Source organism: Sphingopyxis sp. DBS4 (assembly GCF_024628865.1).
Taxonomy (GTDB): domain Bacteria; phylum Pseudomonadota; class Alphaproteobacteria; order Sphingomonadales; family Sphingomonadaceae; genus Sphingopyxis.
In genome coordinates, this window is sequence record NZ_CP102384.1 from 1,676,286 (window position 1) to 1,692,873 (window position 16,588).

Annotated in this window: 16 protein-coding genes and 1 tRNA gene; 11 read left to right on the top strand and 6 right to left on the bottom strand. The window is 65.1% G+C overall.

The genetic code is table 11. From position 1 onward, the window contains the following. Positions 1-11: 11 nt before the first annotated feature. Positions 12-1,991, bottom strand: a complete 1,980-nt coding sequence (gene parE / locus NP825_RS07820) for a DNA topoisomerase IV subunit B (protein ID WP_257550127.1) — start codon at positions 1,989-1,991, stop codon at positions 12-14. Positions 1,992-2,162: 171 nt separating this feature from the next. Here parE and NP825_RS07825 point away from each other — a divergent pair, with 171 nt between their 5' ends. After that, positions 2,163-2,999 carry an outer membrane protein gene (locus NP825_RS07825; protein WP_257550129.1) on the top strand — a complete coding sequence of 279 codons (837 nt, stop codon included), beginning with the start codon at positions 2,163-2,165 and terminating at the stop codon, positions 2,997-2,999. A gap of 54 nt (positions 3,000-3,053) precedes the next feature. On the opposite strand, the gene NP825_RS07830 is transcribed toward NP825_RS07825, so the two are convergent. Continuing rightward, positions 3,054-3,455, bottom strand: coding sequence for a PaaI family thioesterase (locus NP825_RS07830; RefSeq protein ID WP_257550131.1), 402 nt, complete (start codon positions 3,453-3,455; stop codon positions 3,054-3,056). A 9-nt stretch (positions 3,456-3,464) separates the two neighbouring features. After that, on the bottom strand, positions 3,465-4,151 hold the full coding sequence (locus tag NP825_RS07835; RefSeq protein WP_257550133.1) for a GcrA family cell cycle regulator: 687 nt from the start codon (positions 4,149-4,151) through the stop codon (positions 3,465-3,467). A gap of 111 nt (positions 4,152-4,262) precedes the next feature. On the opposite strand from NP825_RS07835, the gene NP825_RS07840 reads away from it, so the two are divergent. Continuing rightward, positions 4,263-5,135 (top strand): ABC transporter permease, encoded by an 873-nt coding sequence (locus NP825_RS07840; RefSeq protein WP_257550135.1) that lies wholly within the window; start codon positions 4,263-4,265, stop codon positions 5,133-5,135. Positions 5,136-5,159: 24 nt separating this feature from the next. Here the strand turns inward: NP825_RS07840 and hspQ are convergent, their stop codons facing one another. Further along, a complete protein-coding gene (hspQ, locus tag NP825_RS07845; RefSeq protein ID WP_257550137.1) occupies positions 5,160-5,546 on the bottom strand; it encodes a heat shock protein HspQ in 387 nt (128 codons plus the stop codon). Between the two features lie 185 nt (positions 5,547-5,731). Here hspQ and NP825_RS07850 point away from each other — a divergent pair, with 185 nt between their 5' ends. Next, positions 5,732-6,355, top strand: a complete 624-nt coding sequence (locus NP825_RS07850) for a Yip1 family protein (RefSeq protein WP_257550139.1) — start codon at positions 5,732-5,734, stop codon at positions 6,353-6,355. A gap of 172 nt (positions 6,356-6,527) precedes the next feature. After that, positions 6,528-7,133 carry an FABP family protein gene (locus NP825_RS07855; RefSeq protein WP_257550141.1) on the top strand — a complete coding sequence of 202 codons (606 nt, stop codon included), beginning with the start codon at positions 6,528-6,530 and terminating at the stop codon, positions 7,131-7,133. A gap of 86 nt (positions 7,134-7,219) precedes the next feature. On the opposite strand, the gene NP825_RS07860 is transcribed toward NP825_RS07855, so the two are convergent. Further along, positions 7,220-7,309: transfer RNA gene (locus tag NP825_RS07860), tRNA-Ser, on the bottom strand. 174 nt (positions 7,310-7,483) lie between these two features. Between NP825_RS07860 and NP825_RS07865 the strand changes: the two genes are divergently transcribed. The 5 genes from NP825_RS07865 (at position 7,484) to NP825_RS07885 (ending at position 12,816) form a co-directional block, all read left to right on the top strand. Continuing rightward, entirely contained in the window at positions 7,484-8,662 is a 1,179-nt protein-coding gene (locus NP825_RS07865; protein WP_257550143.1) for a CaiB/BaiF CoA-transferase family protein, read from the top strand. Between the two features lie 73 nt (positions 8,663-8,735). Then, positions 8,736-9,620 carry a glutathione-dependent disulfide-bond oxidoreductase gene (gene yghU / locus NP825_RS07870; protein WP_257550146.1) on the top strand — a complete coding sequence of 295 codons (885 nt, stop codon included), beginning with the start codon at positions 8,736-8,738 and terminating at the stop codon, positions 9,618-9,620. A gap of 173 nt (positions 9,621-9,793) precedes the next feature. Beyond that, the gene (locus NP825_RS07875; protein ID WP_257550148.1) at positions 9,794-10,222 is read left to right on the top strand and encodes a TadE/TadG family type IV pilus assembly protein; all 429 of its coding nucleotides are present in this window, start codon (positions 9,794-9,796) and stop codon (positions 10,220-10,222) included. Position 10,223: 1 nt separating this feature from the next. Continuing rightward, the gene (locus NP825_RS07880) at positions 10,224-11,843 is read left to right on the top strand and encodes a TadG family pilus assembly protein (RefSeq protein ID WP_257550151.1); all 1,620 of its coding nucleotides are present in this window, start codon (positions 10,224-10,226) and stop codon (positions 11,841-11,843) included. A gap of 91 nt (positions 11,844-11,934) precedes the next feature. Continuing rightward, positions 11,935-12,816, top strand: coding sequence for a PAS domain-containing protein (locus NP825_RS07885; protein ID WP_257550153.1), 882 nt, complete (start codon positions 11,935-11,937; stop codon positions 12,814-12,816). Positions 12,817-12,915: 99 nt separating this feature from the next. Here the strand turns inward: NP825_RS07885 and NP825_RS07890 are convergent, their stop codons facing one another. Next, on the bottom strand, positions 12,916-13,992 hold the full coding sequence (locus NP825_RS07890) for an MBL fold metallo-hydrolase (RefSeq protein ID WP_257550155.1): 1,077 nt from the start codon (positions 13,990-13,992) through the stop codon (positions 12,916-12,918). Between the two features lie 148 nt (positions 13,993-14,140). Between NP825_RS07890 and NP825_RS07895 the strand changes: the two genes are divergently transcribed. Further along, the gene (locus tag NP825_RS07895) at positions 14,141-15,334 is read left to right on the top strand and encodes an acyl-CoA dehydrogenase family protein (protein WP_257550157.1); all 1,194 of its coding nucleotides are present in this window, start codon (positions 14,141-14,143) and stop codon (positions 15,332-15,334) included. 110 nt (positions 15,335-15,444) lie between these two features. Next, complete coding sequence (locus NP825_RS07900; RefSeq protein ID WP_257550158.1) at positions 15,445-16,584, top strand: acyl-CoA dehydrogenase family protein; 1,140 nt, start codon at positions 15,445-15,447, stop codon at positions 16,582-16,584. Positions 16,585-16,588 lie beyond the last annotated feature (4 nt).

The following is a 16,588-nucleotide window of genomic DNA, read 5'->3' on the forward strand; positions in this document are numbered from 1 at the left end:
GAAATTATTTATCAGGCATCGATCGCCGCCTCGTCGAGGGTCGCGGCATTGGCCTGGATGAACTGGAAGCGATGCTCGGGATGCTTGCCCATCAGCCGGTCGACCAGATCCTTGACCAGATGCCGCTCCTCATATTCCTGCGGCAGCGTGACGCGCAGCATCGAGCGCGTCGCCGGGTCCATCGTCGTTTCCTTGAGCTGATTCGGGTTCATCTCGCCGAGTCCCTTGAAACGCCCGACCTCGACCTTTTTCCCTTTGAAGACCGTGGCTTCCAACTCGGCGCGATGCGCGTCGTCACGGGCATAAGCCGATGTCGCGCCCGCCGTGAGGCGATAGAGCGGCGGCTGCGCGAGATAGACATGCCCATTGCGCACGATGTCGGGCATCTCCTGAAAGAAGAAAGTCATCAACAGGGTCGCGATATGCGCGCCGTCGACGTCGGCGTCGGTCATGATCACGATCTTGTCATAGCGAAGCCGGTCGGCGTCGCAATCCTTGCGCATCCCGCAGCCGAGCGCGAGCGCGAGGTCGGCGATTTCCTGATTGGCGCGGATCTTGTCGGCGCTGGCGCTCGCGACGTTCAAAATCTTGCCGCGGATCGGCAAGATCGCCTGCGTCTTGCGGTCGCGTGCCTGCTTGGCGCTGCCGCCCGCGCTGTCGCCCTCGACGATAAATAATTCGGTGCCTTCGGGGCCATCATTGGCACAGTCCGTGAGCTTCCCCGGCAGGCGAAGCTTGCGGCCGCTGGTGGCGGTCTTGCGCTTCACCTCGCGCTCGGCCTTGCGCTTCAGTCGCTCGTCCATGCGTTCGAGGATCAACCCGAGCAGCGCGCGGCCGCGGTCCATATTGTCCGACAGATAATGGTCGAAATGGTCGCGCACCGCATTTTCGACGAAGCGCGCGGCCTCGGGGCTCGACAGCCGGTCCTTGGTCTGGCTCTGGAACTGCGGGTCACGGATGAACACCGACAGCATCATCTCGCCGCCGTTGAACACGTCTTCCGCCGTGATCTGCGCCGCCTTCTTCTGGCCGATCAGCTCGCCGAACGCGCGCAATCCCTTGGTCAGCGCGGCGCGCAGCCCCGCTTCGTGGGTGCCGCCGGCGGGGGTCGGAATGGTGTTGCAATACCAGCTATAGCTGCCGTCGGACCAGAGCGGCCAAGCGATCGCCCATTCGGCGCGCCCCTGGTCGCCGGGGAATTCCTGCCGCCCCACGAACGGCTCGGCGGTCGCGCATTCGCGGGTGCCGATCTGTTCCTTCAGATGGTCGGCCAGCCCGCCGGGAAACTGGAACACCGCCTCGGTCGGGGTATCGTCGCCGATCAGTTCGGCGGCGCATTTCCAGCGGATCTCGACGCCCGCGAACAGATAGGCTTTCGATCGCGCCATGCGATAGAGGCGCTGCGGCTTGAAGCGACCATGCTCGCCGAAGATCGCGGGATCGGGAACGAAGGAAACGCTCGTCCCGCGCCGGTTCGGCGTCGGGCCGAGTTCCTCAAGCGGCCCCTGCGGAACGCCTTGCGAAAAACTCTGCTGATACAATGTCTTGGACCGCGCAACTTCGATCACGGTTTCGATCGACAGCGCATTGACGACGCTGACCCCGACGCCGTGCAGACCGCCCGAAGTGGCATAGGCCTTGCCCTCGAACTTGCCCCCCGAATGGAGCATGGTCATGATGACTTCGAGCGCCGACTTGCCGGGAAATTTCGGGTGCGGATCAACGGGCATACCGCGCCCATTGTCGATCACGGTCAGGCGATTGCCGACGTCGAGCTCGATTTCGATCCGCGTCGCATGACCCGCGACCGCCTCGTCCATGCTGTTGTCGATGACCTCGGCGGCCAGGTGGTGAAGCGCCCGCTCGTCGGTGCCGCCAATGTACATGCCGGGGCGGCGGCGCACCGGCTCCAGTCCTTCGAGCACCTCGATCTGCGAGGCGTTGTAGCTGTCGGTCGCGGGCTGGCTGCTGTCGAACAAATCGTGACTCATGACGTGGATATAGGGGGCCGGAAAGGCCGCTGGCAAGCGCGGTTTTCAAGCCGTTACGGCAGGCGGAGGACCGGCTCGGCTCGTCCCGTTTTCGGCACAAGGATGAAACTCCGCTCCCGCCGGCGGGTTGGTCCGCCGACTGCAAAGTCGTTCAAAAAGTGGAGAAAACATATGAAATTCGCAGCTCTCCTCGCTGCTTCGGCAGCATCGTTGCTGGCCTTTCCGGCCATGGCGCAAAACGATCGCGATCCGGCGCAGGACTTCAACGGACCTTATATCTCGATCGGCGGCGGCGCCTCCCTGCAGGGCAGCGACCGGGGCGAAACCTTGGTCTTCGATACCGATGGTGATGGCGTTTACGGCGACACCGTGACCACCGTGGGCGGAACCGACGCGTTCTCGCCGGGCTTCTGCAACGGCCGCGCGACCGGAACCGCCAATATCGATTGTCGCAACGACCGCGACGGCGCGAATTATTTCGGCCGCCTCGGCTATGACAAGCGCATGGGCAATTTCGTCCTCGGCGCGGTGATCGAGGGCGGCCGCAGCGAAGCGCGCGACAGCGTGAGCGGCTTTTCGACGACGCCCGCGAGCTATGAGATCAGCCGTAAGGCCGACTGGCAGGCGAATGCGCGGCTGCGCGCGGGCTATACGCCGGGCGGCGGCGCGCTCTTCTATGTGACGGGCGGCCCCGCTTATGCGCGGCTTAACAACCGGTTCGCGACGACCAACACCGCCAACAGCTTCGCCGACAATGGCAAGACCAACGGCTGGGGCTATGCCGCCGGTGGCGGTGCCGAAATCATGGTCACGAACAAGATCGCCGTCGGTCTGGAATATCTCTACACCGACGTGAAAGACAAGGATTATACGGTGAATGTCGGGCCGGGCACTGCCGATCCGGCGACCAATCCGTTCCTGCTGGACGGTGGCGCGACCGATATCCGGCGCAGCGATCCGCACTTCCGCACGCACGCCGTGCGCGGAACCCTGAGCTACCGCTTCTAACCTCTTGGGAAGCGGGAAAGGGAGGCGTCGGGGCTCGTCCCCGGCGCCTCTTTCCTATTTCGCAGCCGGTGGCGCGGGAAAGATCGCGAAATTGCCGTTGGCGCTGGCGACGAGCCGATCGTCCTGAAACAGGCGCGCGTCGATATTGGCGATGCGCTTGCCCCGATGAAGCACGGTCGCGTCGCAAATTAGCGGGCCTTCGCGTACCCCGACATGATAGTTGAATTTGATCTCCAGCGTCGCGCACCAGAAATCGTCGGGAAGCAGGCTGGTCACCGCACCGCCCATCGCGGTATCCGCGAGCGAATAGGCGACGCCGCCGTGCGCGACGCCTTGCGGATTGAAATGCTGATCGCGCTTGATGTCGATCGTCATCCGGCAACGCCCGTCGCCGCGCTCGACCATTTGCAGACCGAGCGCGCGCGCGAACTGAAAATCCTGCCCGAAAGGTCTCAACGGACGCCCTTAACGAACTCGGGGCCCGCCGAAGGGCGGGGGCGGGGGCGGGCGGCGCGTGCCGCGCGGAAGCTGCGCCTGATAGGCGCGGCCGCAATGCTCGACGCAATAGGGGAAGCCCGGATTCACCGCTTCGCCGCAGAAATGGAAGTCGGGCTCGCCCGGGTGCCCCATCGGCCAGCGGCAGATGCGGTCGTTGAGGTCGAGCAGGCTCGTCTTGTCGGCGATTTCGGGGCTGGGCTTTGCGGGCACCAGCCGACGCGGCGGCGCGGGCGGGATCGGCGCCTGTTGGTCGCCCGGCCCCTGACGGATGAAACCGCCCGGGCCGATCGACACGATCCGCGGCGCATCGGGCTTCGGCGGCGCTTCGGCGGCGTCGGCTTCGGCCGCGGGGCGCGGCTCGACCGCCGGCTTCGGCTCGGCCCGCGGCGGGGTCGCCGGACGCGGGAAAGCGGGCGCCGCCGCGCGCGGGGCGGCGACGGGCGCGGCCGGTTTCGGCGTGGCAGGCTTGGGCGCCTTCACGACCTTTTCGGTCGCCTTCACCGGCGACGGGCGCGATTTCAGGCCCAGGCGGTGGGCCTTGCCGATCACGGCATTACGGCTGACCCCGCCCAGTTCGTCGGCGATCTGGCTGGCGGTCAGGCCCTTCTCCCACATGCTGCGCAGTTGCTCGATGCGCTCATCGGTCCATGACATTCGTTTCGTTCCTTATCATTCCACGCTGCTCGCCAGCCGGCGATCCCGAAGGACCGGCGCCGTCACTGCCCAGCTTGCGGTAAGATCGGGGAGGCGATAGGCGAGAACGCCATGAACGACCAGCCCCAAATTTCGCATCCCGACTCGGCCAATTCCGCCGCGGTCCCGGCTTTCGCCGAACCCGGCGTCCCGCAAATCCGGACGCTCAACGTTCCGGCGATGCAGGCGCTATATGTCAAGGAGGTGCGGCGATTTTTCAAGGTCCAGCTGCAAACTATCTGGGCCCCGGCGGTCACGACCTTGCTGTTTCTCGTCATCTTCACCGTCGCGCTCGGCGGCGCGGGGCGCAAGGTCATCGGCGTTCCCTTCGCCGATTTCGTCGCGCCCGGCCTGATCATGATGGCGATGCTGCAGAACAGTTTCGCCAATTCCAGCTTTTCGCTGCTGGTCGGCAAGATCCAGGGTACGATCGTCGATTATCTGATGCCCCCGCTGGCGGTGGGGGAGCTGATCATCGCGCTGATCGGCGCCGCGATCACCCGCGCGGTGCTCGTCGGTCTGGCGCTGTGGGTCGCGATGCTCCTCTGGCCCGGCGTCCACGTCGATCCCGACCATCTGTGGGCGGTCGCGCTGTTCGGGCTGCTCGGCGCGATGATGCTGAGCTTCCTCGGCCTGATCACCTCGATCTGGGCCGAGAAATTCGATCATGCCGCTGCGGTCACCAATTTCGTCGTGACGCCGCTCGCGCTGCTGTCGGGCACCTTTTACTCGGTCGACCGGCTCGCGCCCTGGTTTCAGGGCGTCGCGCACGCGAATCCCGTCTATTATGCAATCATGGGCTTTCGCTACGGCTTCATCGGCACGGTCGATTCGACGATCGCACATCCGGTGCTGACCGCGACGGTCACGCTGATCGCGGTCAACGCTGCGCTCGGCGCGCTGACCTATCGCCTGCTGACTTCGGGGTGGAAGCTGAAGGCCTGACAAGCCTCCCGCAAAGCCCGATCCCTAGTGACGGTGGATCGGGCGGACGCGGTAACGCCCCTGCACCAGCCCGTCGAACATCGCGTCGACCTGCGGATGGTCGACCGGACCATGCTCGCCGTCGATCACCAGATTCTGCTGGCTGACATAGGCGATATAGGCCGAATCCTCGCTCTCGGCGAGAAGGTGGTAATAGGGTTGTTCCTTGGCCGGTCGGATCGCTTCCGGGATCGCTTCATACCATTCGTCGCTGTTCGCGAAGACCGGATCGACGTCGAAAACGACGCCCCGAAAGTCGAACATGCGGTGCCGCACGATATCGCCCGGCGCGAAGCGCGCGCGTTCGATCAGCGGCGCGGCCGCACGGCGCGGATTCGGGTCGCGGAAATCGGGGGAGGTTTCTGACGTCATATCCTCAATCTATGGCTATTTACGCACGGTTCAAGTCCGTTACACTCCGCCGGGGCCGCAGTAAGCCGAATTCGGGCTGTGATCGCGGTTACAGATGCGCTGGCCGACAGGGCTAGCATGACCTTTCGGCCTTTCGCGTGACCGGATCGGGCACGGGCCGCCTGCATACAGGGAGACGTATTGCCATGACCGACGCACCAAATCCTCTTCCGCCCGCGACATCCGGCCTTTTTCAGCGCGCGAAGGATATCCTCCTCAAGCCGAAGGAGACCTGGCCCGTCATTGCGGCCGAGCCGGCGACGGTTCAATCGATCTACGTCCCCTATGTGCTGCTATTGGCCGCAATCGGTCCGCTCGCCGGGCTCGTCGGCGGGCAGGTCTTCGGAATCACCTTTCTGGGCGTGACCTACCATCCGCCGCTGGCTGGTGCGCTCATCTCGGCGGTGCTGTCCTATGGCCTGACGCTCGCGAGCGTGTTCCTTCTCGCGCTCGTCATCGACGGCCTGGCGCCGAGCTTCGGCGGACAGAAAGACCAGACCCAGGCATTGAAGGTCGCGGCCTATGCCGGAACCGCGGGCTGGGTAGGCGGCATCTTCGGGCTGGTCCCGGCGCTCGCCATCATCGGAATGCTCTTCGCGCTCTATGGCCTCTATCTTCTCTATCTGGGCCTGCCGGTGCTGATGAAAGCGCCGGAGGACAAGGCGCTCGGCTATACGGCGGTTGTGATCGTCGTGGCGATCATCTTGTTCCTGGTTGTCGGCGCGGTCGTCGCGGCCGTGGCCGCCCCTTCGTTCGTCACCATCAGGTGACGACCTGCTTTCGCAGGGCCTCCAGCGCTGTTTTGAAACGCAGCGCTGGGGCAAGCCTGTGTCGCGACATATGCAAGAAAATGGTCACACGATTGAAAATCTTTAGTTGGTTATCACGCGCGGCCCGATGTTAGCATCCCTCGATCGATGAGGAGAGAGGGAGAAGGCCGCGATGCCCAACGATATTGCCTATTCGCGTAAACTGGGTCCGTTGACGCCGCTCGTCGGGGAATGGGAGGGCGATGTCGGGGTCGATCTGTCCTATCACAACAAGGACGACTGGACGACCGAGACCACTTATTTCGAAAAGGCGTCGTTCAAGCCGATCCCGATGCAGGAAAACGGCCAGCAAACGCTGTGGGGCCTGAATTACAGCATGACCGCATGGCGTCACGGCGAAGAGGCGATGGACCCTTTCCACGACGAGATCGGCTTCCTGCTGTGGGACAAGGTTCATGGCGAAGTGATGCGCACGGTGGTGTTCGGACGCGGCATCGCCATCCTCGCGGGCAGCAGCGCCAAGCCCGACGACAAGGTCCTGACCTTCGACGCCGCGCCGGGCCAACCCTGCTACGGCATATTGCAGAACAAATATCTGCTCGAACGCGCCGAAATCCGCGATTTCAAGAGCAATTTCACGATCAACGACGATGGAACGCTCAGCTATACGTCGGACCTGATGCTGAAACTCGCCGCCACCGGCGCGGAGATGCACCACACCGACCGCAACACCTTGCGCCGCGTCAAGCGCTATCATCCGAGCGCCGAGAACGGCTGACCGCAGGCGGAATCCGAACTATCTCGAAAAAGCCCAGGGAAACCTGGGTTTTTTTCAAATGGCCGAGATGTTTGAAAACAGGAAAATGGAGGAGAGTGAGGGATTCGAACCCTCGGTACCGTTGCCGGCACTTCGCATTTCGAGTGCGACGCTTTCGACCACTCAGCCAACTCTCCTCGCTGAGAGGAGAGCCCCCTAGCGACCGCTCGCGCGTCTTGCAAGCCTCTCGTCACATTTTCACCGCGCGCGATCCTTGCCCCGCCGATAAAGGGGGATTGCGGCGCAAAGGCGCTTGGCAGCGTCGGCGCGCGGCTGCTAGCCGATGGAAAAACATCGGGGAGAAACGACGCGTGCCGCTGACCGGAATAAGGGTGCTCGATTTCGGCCGCTATATCGCCGGCCCCTATTGCGCGGCGCTGCTCGCCGATTACGGCGCCGATGTCATCCGCATCGAGGCACCGGGCGGCAACGACGACCGCTTCACCGTGCCGGTCGCCGAGGACGGATCGGGTGCGATGTTCATGCAGATGAACCGTGCCAAGCGCTGCCTGACGCTGAAGCCCGGCAGTCCCGAGGGGCGCGAGATCGTCCGCCGCCTCGTCGAAACCGCCGACGTCGTCGTCGCGAACCTGCCGCACGATGCGCTCGTCAGGCTGGGGCTCGATCACGGCAGCCTGTCGGCGATCAATCCGCGCATCATCCTCGCGACCGCTTCGGCTTTCGGCAGCGAGGGGCCGCTCGCGAAGAATGTCGGGTTCGACGCGGTCGGTCAGGCGATGTCGGGGGCGGTGCATCTCACCGGCACGCCCGATCAGCCGTATCGCGCGCAGGTCAATTATGTCGATTTCGGCACCGCGCTGCACACCGCCTTCGGCGTCCTGATCGCGCTGCGCGAGCGCGAGACGACGGGGAAGGGGCAATGCGTTTCGGGATCGCTGCTCGGCACTGCGCTCGCGATGACCAATGCGCTCACCATCGATCATGCGCTGAACGGGATCGAGCGCCAGCCGATCGGTAATCGCAGCTACAGTTCGGCGCCGACCGACCTGTTCCGCACCCGCGACGGCTGGATCGTCACGCAAATCGTCGGTGGCGGCATCTTCGCGCGCTGGGCGGACCTGGTCGGCCGTCCCGAACTCGTCGAGGATCCGCGCTACGCCAGCGACATATTGCGCGGCGACAATGGCGAAGAGCTCAGCATCATCATGCAGCAGTGGTGCATCGGCCGGACGAGCGCCGAGGCGATCGCCGCGCTTGCCGCCGCGCGCGTTCCCGCCGCGCCGGTCCTGCGCCCCCATGAAGCCTTGGCGCAGCCGCAGGTCGCCGCGATGGGGCTGGTCGAGCCGGTCGCCTATCCGGGCGCGGTGAAGGAGGTGCCGATGATCCGCACCCCGATCCGCCTGTCGGCCAGCGCCAGGTCCGCGCCCACACGTGCGCCGCAGGTCGGCGAGCATAGCGACGCGATCCTCGCCGAACTCGGTTACGACGCCGAAGCGATTTCGGCTTTGCGGGCGCAAAATATTATTTGAGCCGCCGGTGCTGGACGGCGACACCTCGCAGCATTAGATACCGGTCAGTATAGATTTAGCTCAGGAGTTCCCGATGACCGATCAAGCCGAATATGTGCCGCCGAAGATCTGGACCTGGGACAAGGAAAGCGGGGGTCGCTTTGCCAACATCAACCGCCCCGTCGCCGGTCCGACGCACGACAAGGAGCTGCCGATCGGCCAGCATCCGCTGCAACTCTATTCGCTCGGCACGCCCAATGGGGTGAAGGTCACGGTGATGCTCGAGGAACTGCTCGCGGCCGGGCATGGCGGCGCCGAATATGATGCGTGGCTGATCAACATCGGCGAGGGCGACCAGTTTTCGAGCGGTTTCGTCGGCGCCAATCCGAACAGCAAGATCCCCGCGCTTATCGACCGCAGCGGGCCGGCGCCGATCCGCGTCTTCGAATCGGGGGCGATCCTGATCCATCTTGCCGAGAAATTCGGCGCCTTCCTCCCCACCGATCCCGCGCAGCGCGCCGAAACGCTATCGTGGCTGATGTGGCAGATGGGAAGCGCCCCCTTCCTGGGCGGCGGCTTCGGCCATTTCTATGCCTATGCGCCGTTCAAGCAGGAATATCCGATCAACCGATACGCGATGGAAGTGAAGCGCCAGCTCGACGTGCTCGACCGGCAGCTCGCGACAAGCGAATATATCGCGGGGTCCGACTATACGATCGCCGACATGGCGATCTGGCCTTGGTATGGTGCGCTCGCGAAAGGCCTCGTCTATGACGCGGGCGAGTTTCTGCAGGTGCAGGACTATCGTAATGTCCAGCGCTGGACCGACCAGCTCGCGGCGCGTCCCGCGGTGAAGCGCGGACGGATGGTCAACCGGGTGGTGGGCGACCCGGCGAGCCAGCTTCGCGAACGCCACGACGCCTCCGATTTCGACCTCCGCACCCAGGACAAGCTGGAGGCGCAGCAGTCCGCCGAATGACGGATTTTCCACGCGCCGCCTGCCGGGGCCGTTAACGTTCCGGCAGGAGGCACGGAGTTGCGAGCCTCGCACGCCGCGCTCCTTCTGTAAAATCTGCAAAATCGACGCGCAGCCGCTTCGACCCCGCCTTCATCGCCCCGCGCCATGCTGGGCGGATGATGGCTCCCGATCCCTTGCAGCGGTCCGCTCGTTCGCTTCCCGCCCGTCTGGCGCGAAGCGAGCGGGCGGCCGCGATGGTCGAGATGGCGCTCGTGCTGCCGCTCTTCCTCGCGCTCCTCATGGGCATATTGGTCTATGGCCAATATTTCCTGCTCGCGCACAGCGTCCAGCAAGCGGCGAACGACGGCGCCCGCGCCGCGATCGTCGGGCTAGATGCCGCCGACCGCAGCGCGATCGCGACCCGCGCCGTCGACCGCAGCATGCAGGCGATCGCGGGCTTCACCCCCGCCACGCGCAATGTCGCGGTGAGCGAGACCAGCGACGCGGTAACCGTCGCCGTCACCTATAATGTCCCCGCTACCAGCCTCATCCGCTCCTCCTTCGTCCCTTCGCCGGGCAACGTCATCCGCGCCCGCGCGACCTTTGAGCTTCCGGTGGACTGACATGGCGTTCTTCCGCACCCTTCTGAAAGACCGACGCGCCGGCATCAGCATCGCCTCCGCTTTCGCGCTCACGATGCTGATCGGCGCGGCTGCGCTTGCGGTCGATTTCGGCTCCTTCACCCTCGATCGCCGCAAACTGCAAGGGATCGCCGACGCCGCCGCGCTCGCCGCAGCCGGGCGACCCGGCCAGGAACGCGCGGCGGCCGAGCGAATCATCGCCGCCAACTGCAATTGCGCCATCGCTATCGCGTCGCTGACGACCGGCACGTATCAGCCCGATCCTGACGTTCCCGCCGAACAGCGCTTCACGGCAGGGGGCGGCGCGCCGAACGCGGTCCGCATCGTGCTGACCCGCGACCGGCCAATGTTCTTCGGCCGCTTCGTGACCGGCCGCGACGAAACAGTCATTGGCGCTTCGGCCACAGCGGCGCGGCGGGGCTATGCCGCCTTTTCGCTCGGCTCGCGCGTCGCGGCGCTCCACGGCGGAGTGCCGAACGCGTTGCTGTCGGCGCTGACCGGCAGCCAGGTCAATCTGTCGGTAATGGATTACAACGCCCTCGCAAGTGCTGACGTCGATCTGCTCGCTTTCTCCGACGCGCTGCGGACCGAGCTCGGCGCCAATGTGCTGACCTTCGGCCAGACGCTCGACACGCAGGCGACGCTGCCGCAGATACTGTCGGCGCTCGCGGCGGCGAGCGACGGGCAGGCAGCCACGGCGCTTAGCGCGCTCGCGACCAAGGCGGTGCCGAAAACCCTCTTTCCTTCACGCGCGGTCGACCTCGGCCCACGGTCGTCGAGCATCCGCATCGACGAAGCGAATCCGGTCAAGGTCAACGCGCTCAGCCTGCTGCGCTCGATGCTGCTGCTCGCCAATGCGAACCGTCAGGTCGATCTGTCGGTCGCCAGCAATCTGCCCGGCGGATCGGGGGTCGATATTGCCTTGCTCATCGGCGAACCGCCCGCGGACTCGCCCCTGATCGCGATCACCGACACGCAGCAGGTCATCGTACGCACCGCACAGGTGCGGCTGAAGATGGTGACCAAAGTCGCGCTTCCGCTCGCGAGCGTCGAGATTCCGGTCTACGCCGAATTGGGGTCGGCGTCGGCGCGGATCACCGACATCGATTGCTTCGCGGGGGACAGCGACGCGGTGACGCTCGGCATCACGACTTCGCCCGCGAAGCTCGCCATCGGGTCGGTCGCCGACAGCGATTTCCAGAATATGCAGCGCCCGCTCGATCCCACGCCGGTCAAGCTCGTCAAGCTGCCGCTCGCCAACGTCGAGGGGAAGGCCGAACTGGTCCTCTCCGACCTCAACGAAAAGCCCGCACGCTTCACGCGCGACGACATCGACGACGGCACGGTCAAGACCGTCGAAAGCAGCGGCCTTGTCGCGGGTGCGGCCAAGTCGCTCGCCGACCGGATCGACCTCAAGGTCAATGTCCTGGGTCTGGGGCTCGGCCTCAACGCGCTGTCGGGAGTTGTCGGCGAGGCGCTGGGCATCGCGGCGCCGGTGCTCGACGGGGTGCTGGAGGGGTTGACCGAAACGCTCGGCGTCCATGTCGGCGAGGCCGACGCGCGGGTGAATGCGCTACGCTGTGGCCGCGCGAAGCTCGTCTGACCCCATATCGGCGTCGATCCGGATCGGTTTTGCGGCCATCGGGTCCGTTCTCTGCCCATAAGGAGACGAAGGGCTTCGAGGGGAGGCGAGCGTGGCAAGGACCGGAGAAACGCAGCGCGTATCGGCGGCGGATTTCATCCGCGGCTTCGGCAACTGGCGGTTACAGGCGGCGCGGCGGCCGGTGGTCGTCACCCATCACGGCAAGGATGCCCATGTGCTGATCTCGCTCGACGATTATCGCCGTCTCGGCGACGCGGATATGCCCTCGTCGTCGCTGCGGGACTCGCTCGCCGATCTGGTCGAATCGATCCGCGACGCGGTGCTCCTCATCGACCGCGAGCGCCGGATCGCCGCGGTCAATCCAGCGGCATCGGACATGCTCGAAACCGCAGCGGCAGAGCTGATTGGCCGCCCGCTCGCCGACGCCGTGCCCGCGCTCGCCAGCCATCTGCTGCTCGCGCATGTCAACCGGCTGCTCGACCATCGCGAGCGCTTCGCGGGCGACGTGCCAGGATTGCTGCGGCCGCGCCAATGGCTGCGCGTCGAACTAGTGCCGCTCCCGGTCGGTGGCGCGATCCTCCTGCGCGACATCAGCGCCGCTATGGACGAGCAGAGGGTAGGCGATACGCGGCGCGCCTTCGTCGATGCGGCCGAAGCGCATGGCGCCATCGGCCGCGCTTCGATTTCGGTCCGCGAGGCAATCGAGGATGCGAACGGGGCGCTGACCGCGATGGTCGGCGTCGATCCCATCGCGATCCGCCGCGTGCGCTTTTCGGCGATGATCGCGATGGGGGAGCGCGCGGCCTTTCTCGATGCCCTTGAAACCCTGTTCCGCACCGGCGCCCCAGCACGCCTGATCTCCGCATTGGTGACGCGCGAAGGCACGGCGCTGCCGGTCACGCTGGCGATGGCCGAGCGGCGCGGTGCCTACGCCAGCGAAGGCGCGGTGGTGGTGGTGACCAAGGCAGGTTAACTTCAATTGGAATCGTCATTGCGAGCGCAGCGAAGCAATCCAGAGTAGGCGGGAACCGCTCTGGATTGCTTCGCTGCGCTCGCAATGACGAGGGATTCCTTAAAACCAGTTCCCGCGCGTGATCGCCTTGCTTCCGGCCGGAAGCGAATAGCTGTCGCCGTCCTCGCCGATGATCAGCGGCCCGTCGAACTTGCTCTTCGCGCCATCGAGAAACGCTGCATCGAGATAGCGCCCCGGATAGGGCGGCACGATGTGGGTGAGCACCAGCATCTTCACATGTGCGGCCTCGGCGCTTTCGGCGGCCTGTGCCGGGCTGACGTGATAATCGAGGATATCGTGCATGATCTGGGCGGTTTGCGGTCGCCCCGTCGCCTTCAGCCGCGCCGCGAGCATCGTCACCATTTCAGGCTGCAGCGCTTCGTGGATCAGCAGGTCGGCACCCTTGGCGACGCGTTCGACCATCGGCGACTTGGCGGTATCGCCGCTGATCACGACGCTGCGCCCCTTGTAATCGAAGCGATAACCGACCGCGGGCTGGACCGGGCGGTGGTCGACCGGAAAGGCTGTGACCGTCAGCCCGTCGGCTTCATAGACCACCACCGGTCCCGCCGGCACCGCGAATGGCATCGCCGTTGCGCCTGCAGCCTCGGGCGGCGTGATCACCGGGCCGTGATGCGCGGTGCGATAGCCATTGTCGGCGGCATAGGCGGCATCGAAGCCGCCGACCACCGCCTCGACCCCGGTCGGGCCATAGACGGGGAGGGGACTCGTGTTGCCGCTGCCCGTCCAGCGCAGCAGCATCATCGGGCCGAGGCCGTCGATATGGTCCGAATGATAATGGGTCAGGAACAGCGCGCGGCTACTGCCATTGGGCAGGCCCATCAGCGCGATGTTGCGCGCGCCGCCTTCGCCGGCATCGACGACGACCATCGCCTTGCCCGCGATCACCACGGTGCAGGCGCCCGCGCGGTCGCGGTTGGGCAGTGGCGATCCGGTGCCGCACAGCCCGACATGCAAGCCGTCGGGCAGCTTCGCCAGATTGTCACGCCCCGCCTGGCTGTCGAGCCCGCGCTGATAGAGCCAAAGGCCGATCGGCCGCTGGAACAGCAGCGCCGCGCCCGCCGCGACGGCCAGCAGCAGCAAGAGCGCCGTCAGCGCCCGCAAGCTCTTTTTCATCATCCCCTCCCGCGCGATAGTCTTGTCTCTCTGGACAAGACGCAAAGCCCGGCGCAGTCTTTCATAAAGCGTTGCGGCCTGCAACTTACCTTTACGTAAACGTGAGCGCTCCCTATAAGGGCGCCATGACCCAATGGGAGAATCGATAATGGACATGGAGTTCAGCCCCGAAGACCTCGCCTTCCAGAAGGAAGTGCGCGAGTTCATCGCCGAAAATTACCCCGCCGACCTGCGCGGCAAACAGGATGAGGGCGACGAGCTCAGCAAGGAGGACTTCCTCGCCTGGCACAAGATTCTCTACAAGAAGGGCTGGGTCGCGCCCGCCTGGCCGGTCGAATATGGCGGCACCGGCTGGACGCCGACGCAGCGCTTCATCTGGTCGGAGGAGACCGCGCGCGCCGACTGCGTCCGCCTGATGCCCTTCGGCCTCGCGATGGTCGGCCCGGTCATCTACACCTTCGGCACCCCCGAACAGAAAGCGCGCTTCCTGCCGCGTATCCTGTCGGGCGAGGATTGGTGGTGCCAGGGCTATTCGGAACCCGGTTCGGGCTCTGACCTCGCATCGTTGCGCACCGTCGCGGTGCGGGACGGCGACGAATATGTCGTCAACGGGCAAAAGACCTGGACGACGATGGCGCAATATGCCGACTGGGGCTTCTTCCTCGTCCGCACCGACAAGGATGCCAAGCAGCAGGAAGGCATTAGCTTCCTCCTCATCGACATGAAATCGCCCGGCATCACCGTGCGCCCGATCATCACGCTCGGCGGCGAGCATGAAGTGAACGAGGTCTTCCTCGAGGATGTCCGCGTTCCCGTCGACCAGCGCGTCTATGAAGAGAATAAGGGCTGGACCTGCGCCAAATTCCTCCTCGCGCACGAACGCACCGGCATCGCCGGCGTGGCGGCATCGAAGCGCGGGGTCGAAAAGGTGAAGGCGATCGCGCGCACCGAACTCGACGGTGATCAGCCGCTGCTTGCGAACCCCTTCTTCAAGCGCAAGATGGCCGAACTCGAAATCGACCTGACCGCGCTCGAATTCACCGAGTTGCGCAGCCTCGCCGGCGCCAATGCCGGCAAGGGACCGGGGCCAGAATCGAGCCTGCTCAAGATCAAGGGCTCCGAAATCCAGCAGCGCCTGACCGAACTGACGCTCGAAGCGGTCGGCCATTATGGCGCGCCCTATTTCCGCGGTTTCGGGGAGGGCGACAACGAGCATCCGATCGGGCCCGACTATGCCCATCGCGCCGCGCCGACCTATTTCAACGTCCGCAAGACGACGATCTATGGCGGGTCGAACGAGATTCAGCGCAACATCATCGCGAAGATGGTGCTCGGCCTTTGATCGAATAATCGACGTCATTCCGGCGCAGGCCGGAATCTCGACCTCTCGCCATGATGCGGCGGCGAGATCCCGGCCTTCGCCGGGATGACGGTGGAATAGAGGATAAGATAGTGGATTTCACCTACACCGAAACGCAGGACATGATCCGCGACACGCTGTCGCGCTTCCTGGCCGACACCTATGATTTCGAAACGCGCCAGAAGTTCATCAATGGCGATCTGGGCCGCGATCCCGCGATCTGGACCGCGCTCGCGCAGGAACTGGGGATGCTCGGCGCGGCGTTCAGCGAAGAGCAGGGCGGCCTTGGCGGCGGCGCGCTCGAAAATGCGATCATCATGGAGGAACTGGGCAAGGTCATCGCGATCGAGCCCTATCTGCCGACCGTCGTCATCGCGGGCGGCGCGCTCAAGGCCGTCGGCGGCGCGCAGGCCGATGCGATGATCCCCGAAATCATCGCGGGCAACGCGATTGTCGCTTTCGCCTATGCCGAGCCGCAGGGCCGCTACGACCTCGCGAACCTCCGCACCACCGCAAAGAAGGACGGCGCGGGCTATGTGCTGAACGGCCACAAGGGCGTCGTCTATGCCGCGCCGTGGGCGACGCATCTGCTCGTCACCGCGCGCACCGGCGGCGGCCAGCGCGACACGGACGGCGTGTCGCTGTTCCTGATCGACGCCAATCTTCCGGGCATCGTCCGCCGCGACTATCCGACCGTCGACGGCAACCGCGCGTCCGAAATCTATTTCGAGAATGTCGCAGTCCCCGGCGACGCACTGCTCGGCGGCGAGGGAACCAGCCTGCCGCTGATCGAGCAGATCGTCGACGAAGCGACCATCGCGGTCTGCGCCGAGGCGACCGGCGTGATGCAGAAGCTCCACGAAGGCACGCTCGAATATACGCAGCAGCGCAAGCAGTTCGGCGTACCGATCGCGAAGTTCCAGGTGCTCCAGCACCGCATGGTCGACATGTTCATGGAGGTCGAACAGGCGCGCTCGATGACGATCATGGGCACGCTGAAGCTCGACCTGCCCGCGAACGAGCGCATGGCGGCGGTGTCGGCGGCCAAGAGCAAGGTCGCACGCGGCGCCAAGTTCGTCGGCCAGAATGCGATCCAGACCCATGGTGGTATCGGCATCACGCAGGAATTGGCGATCGGCCATTATTTCAAGCGCGCGACGATGATCGAGGGTCAGTTCGGCAGCGCCGACTATCACCTGGATCGCTACGAGCGCATCGCTCTGGCTGACTGACGAC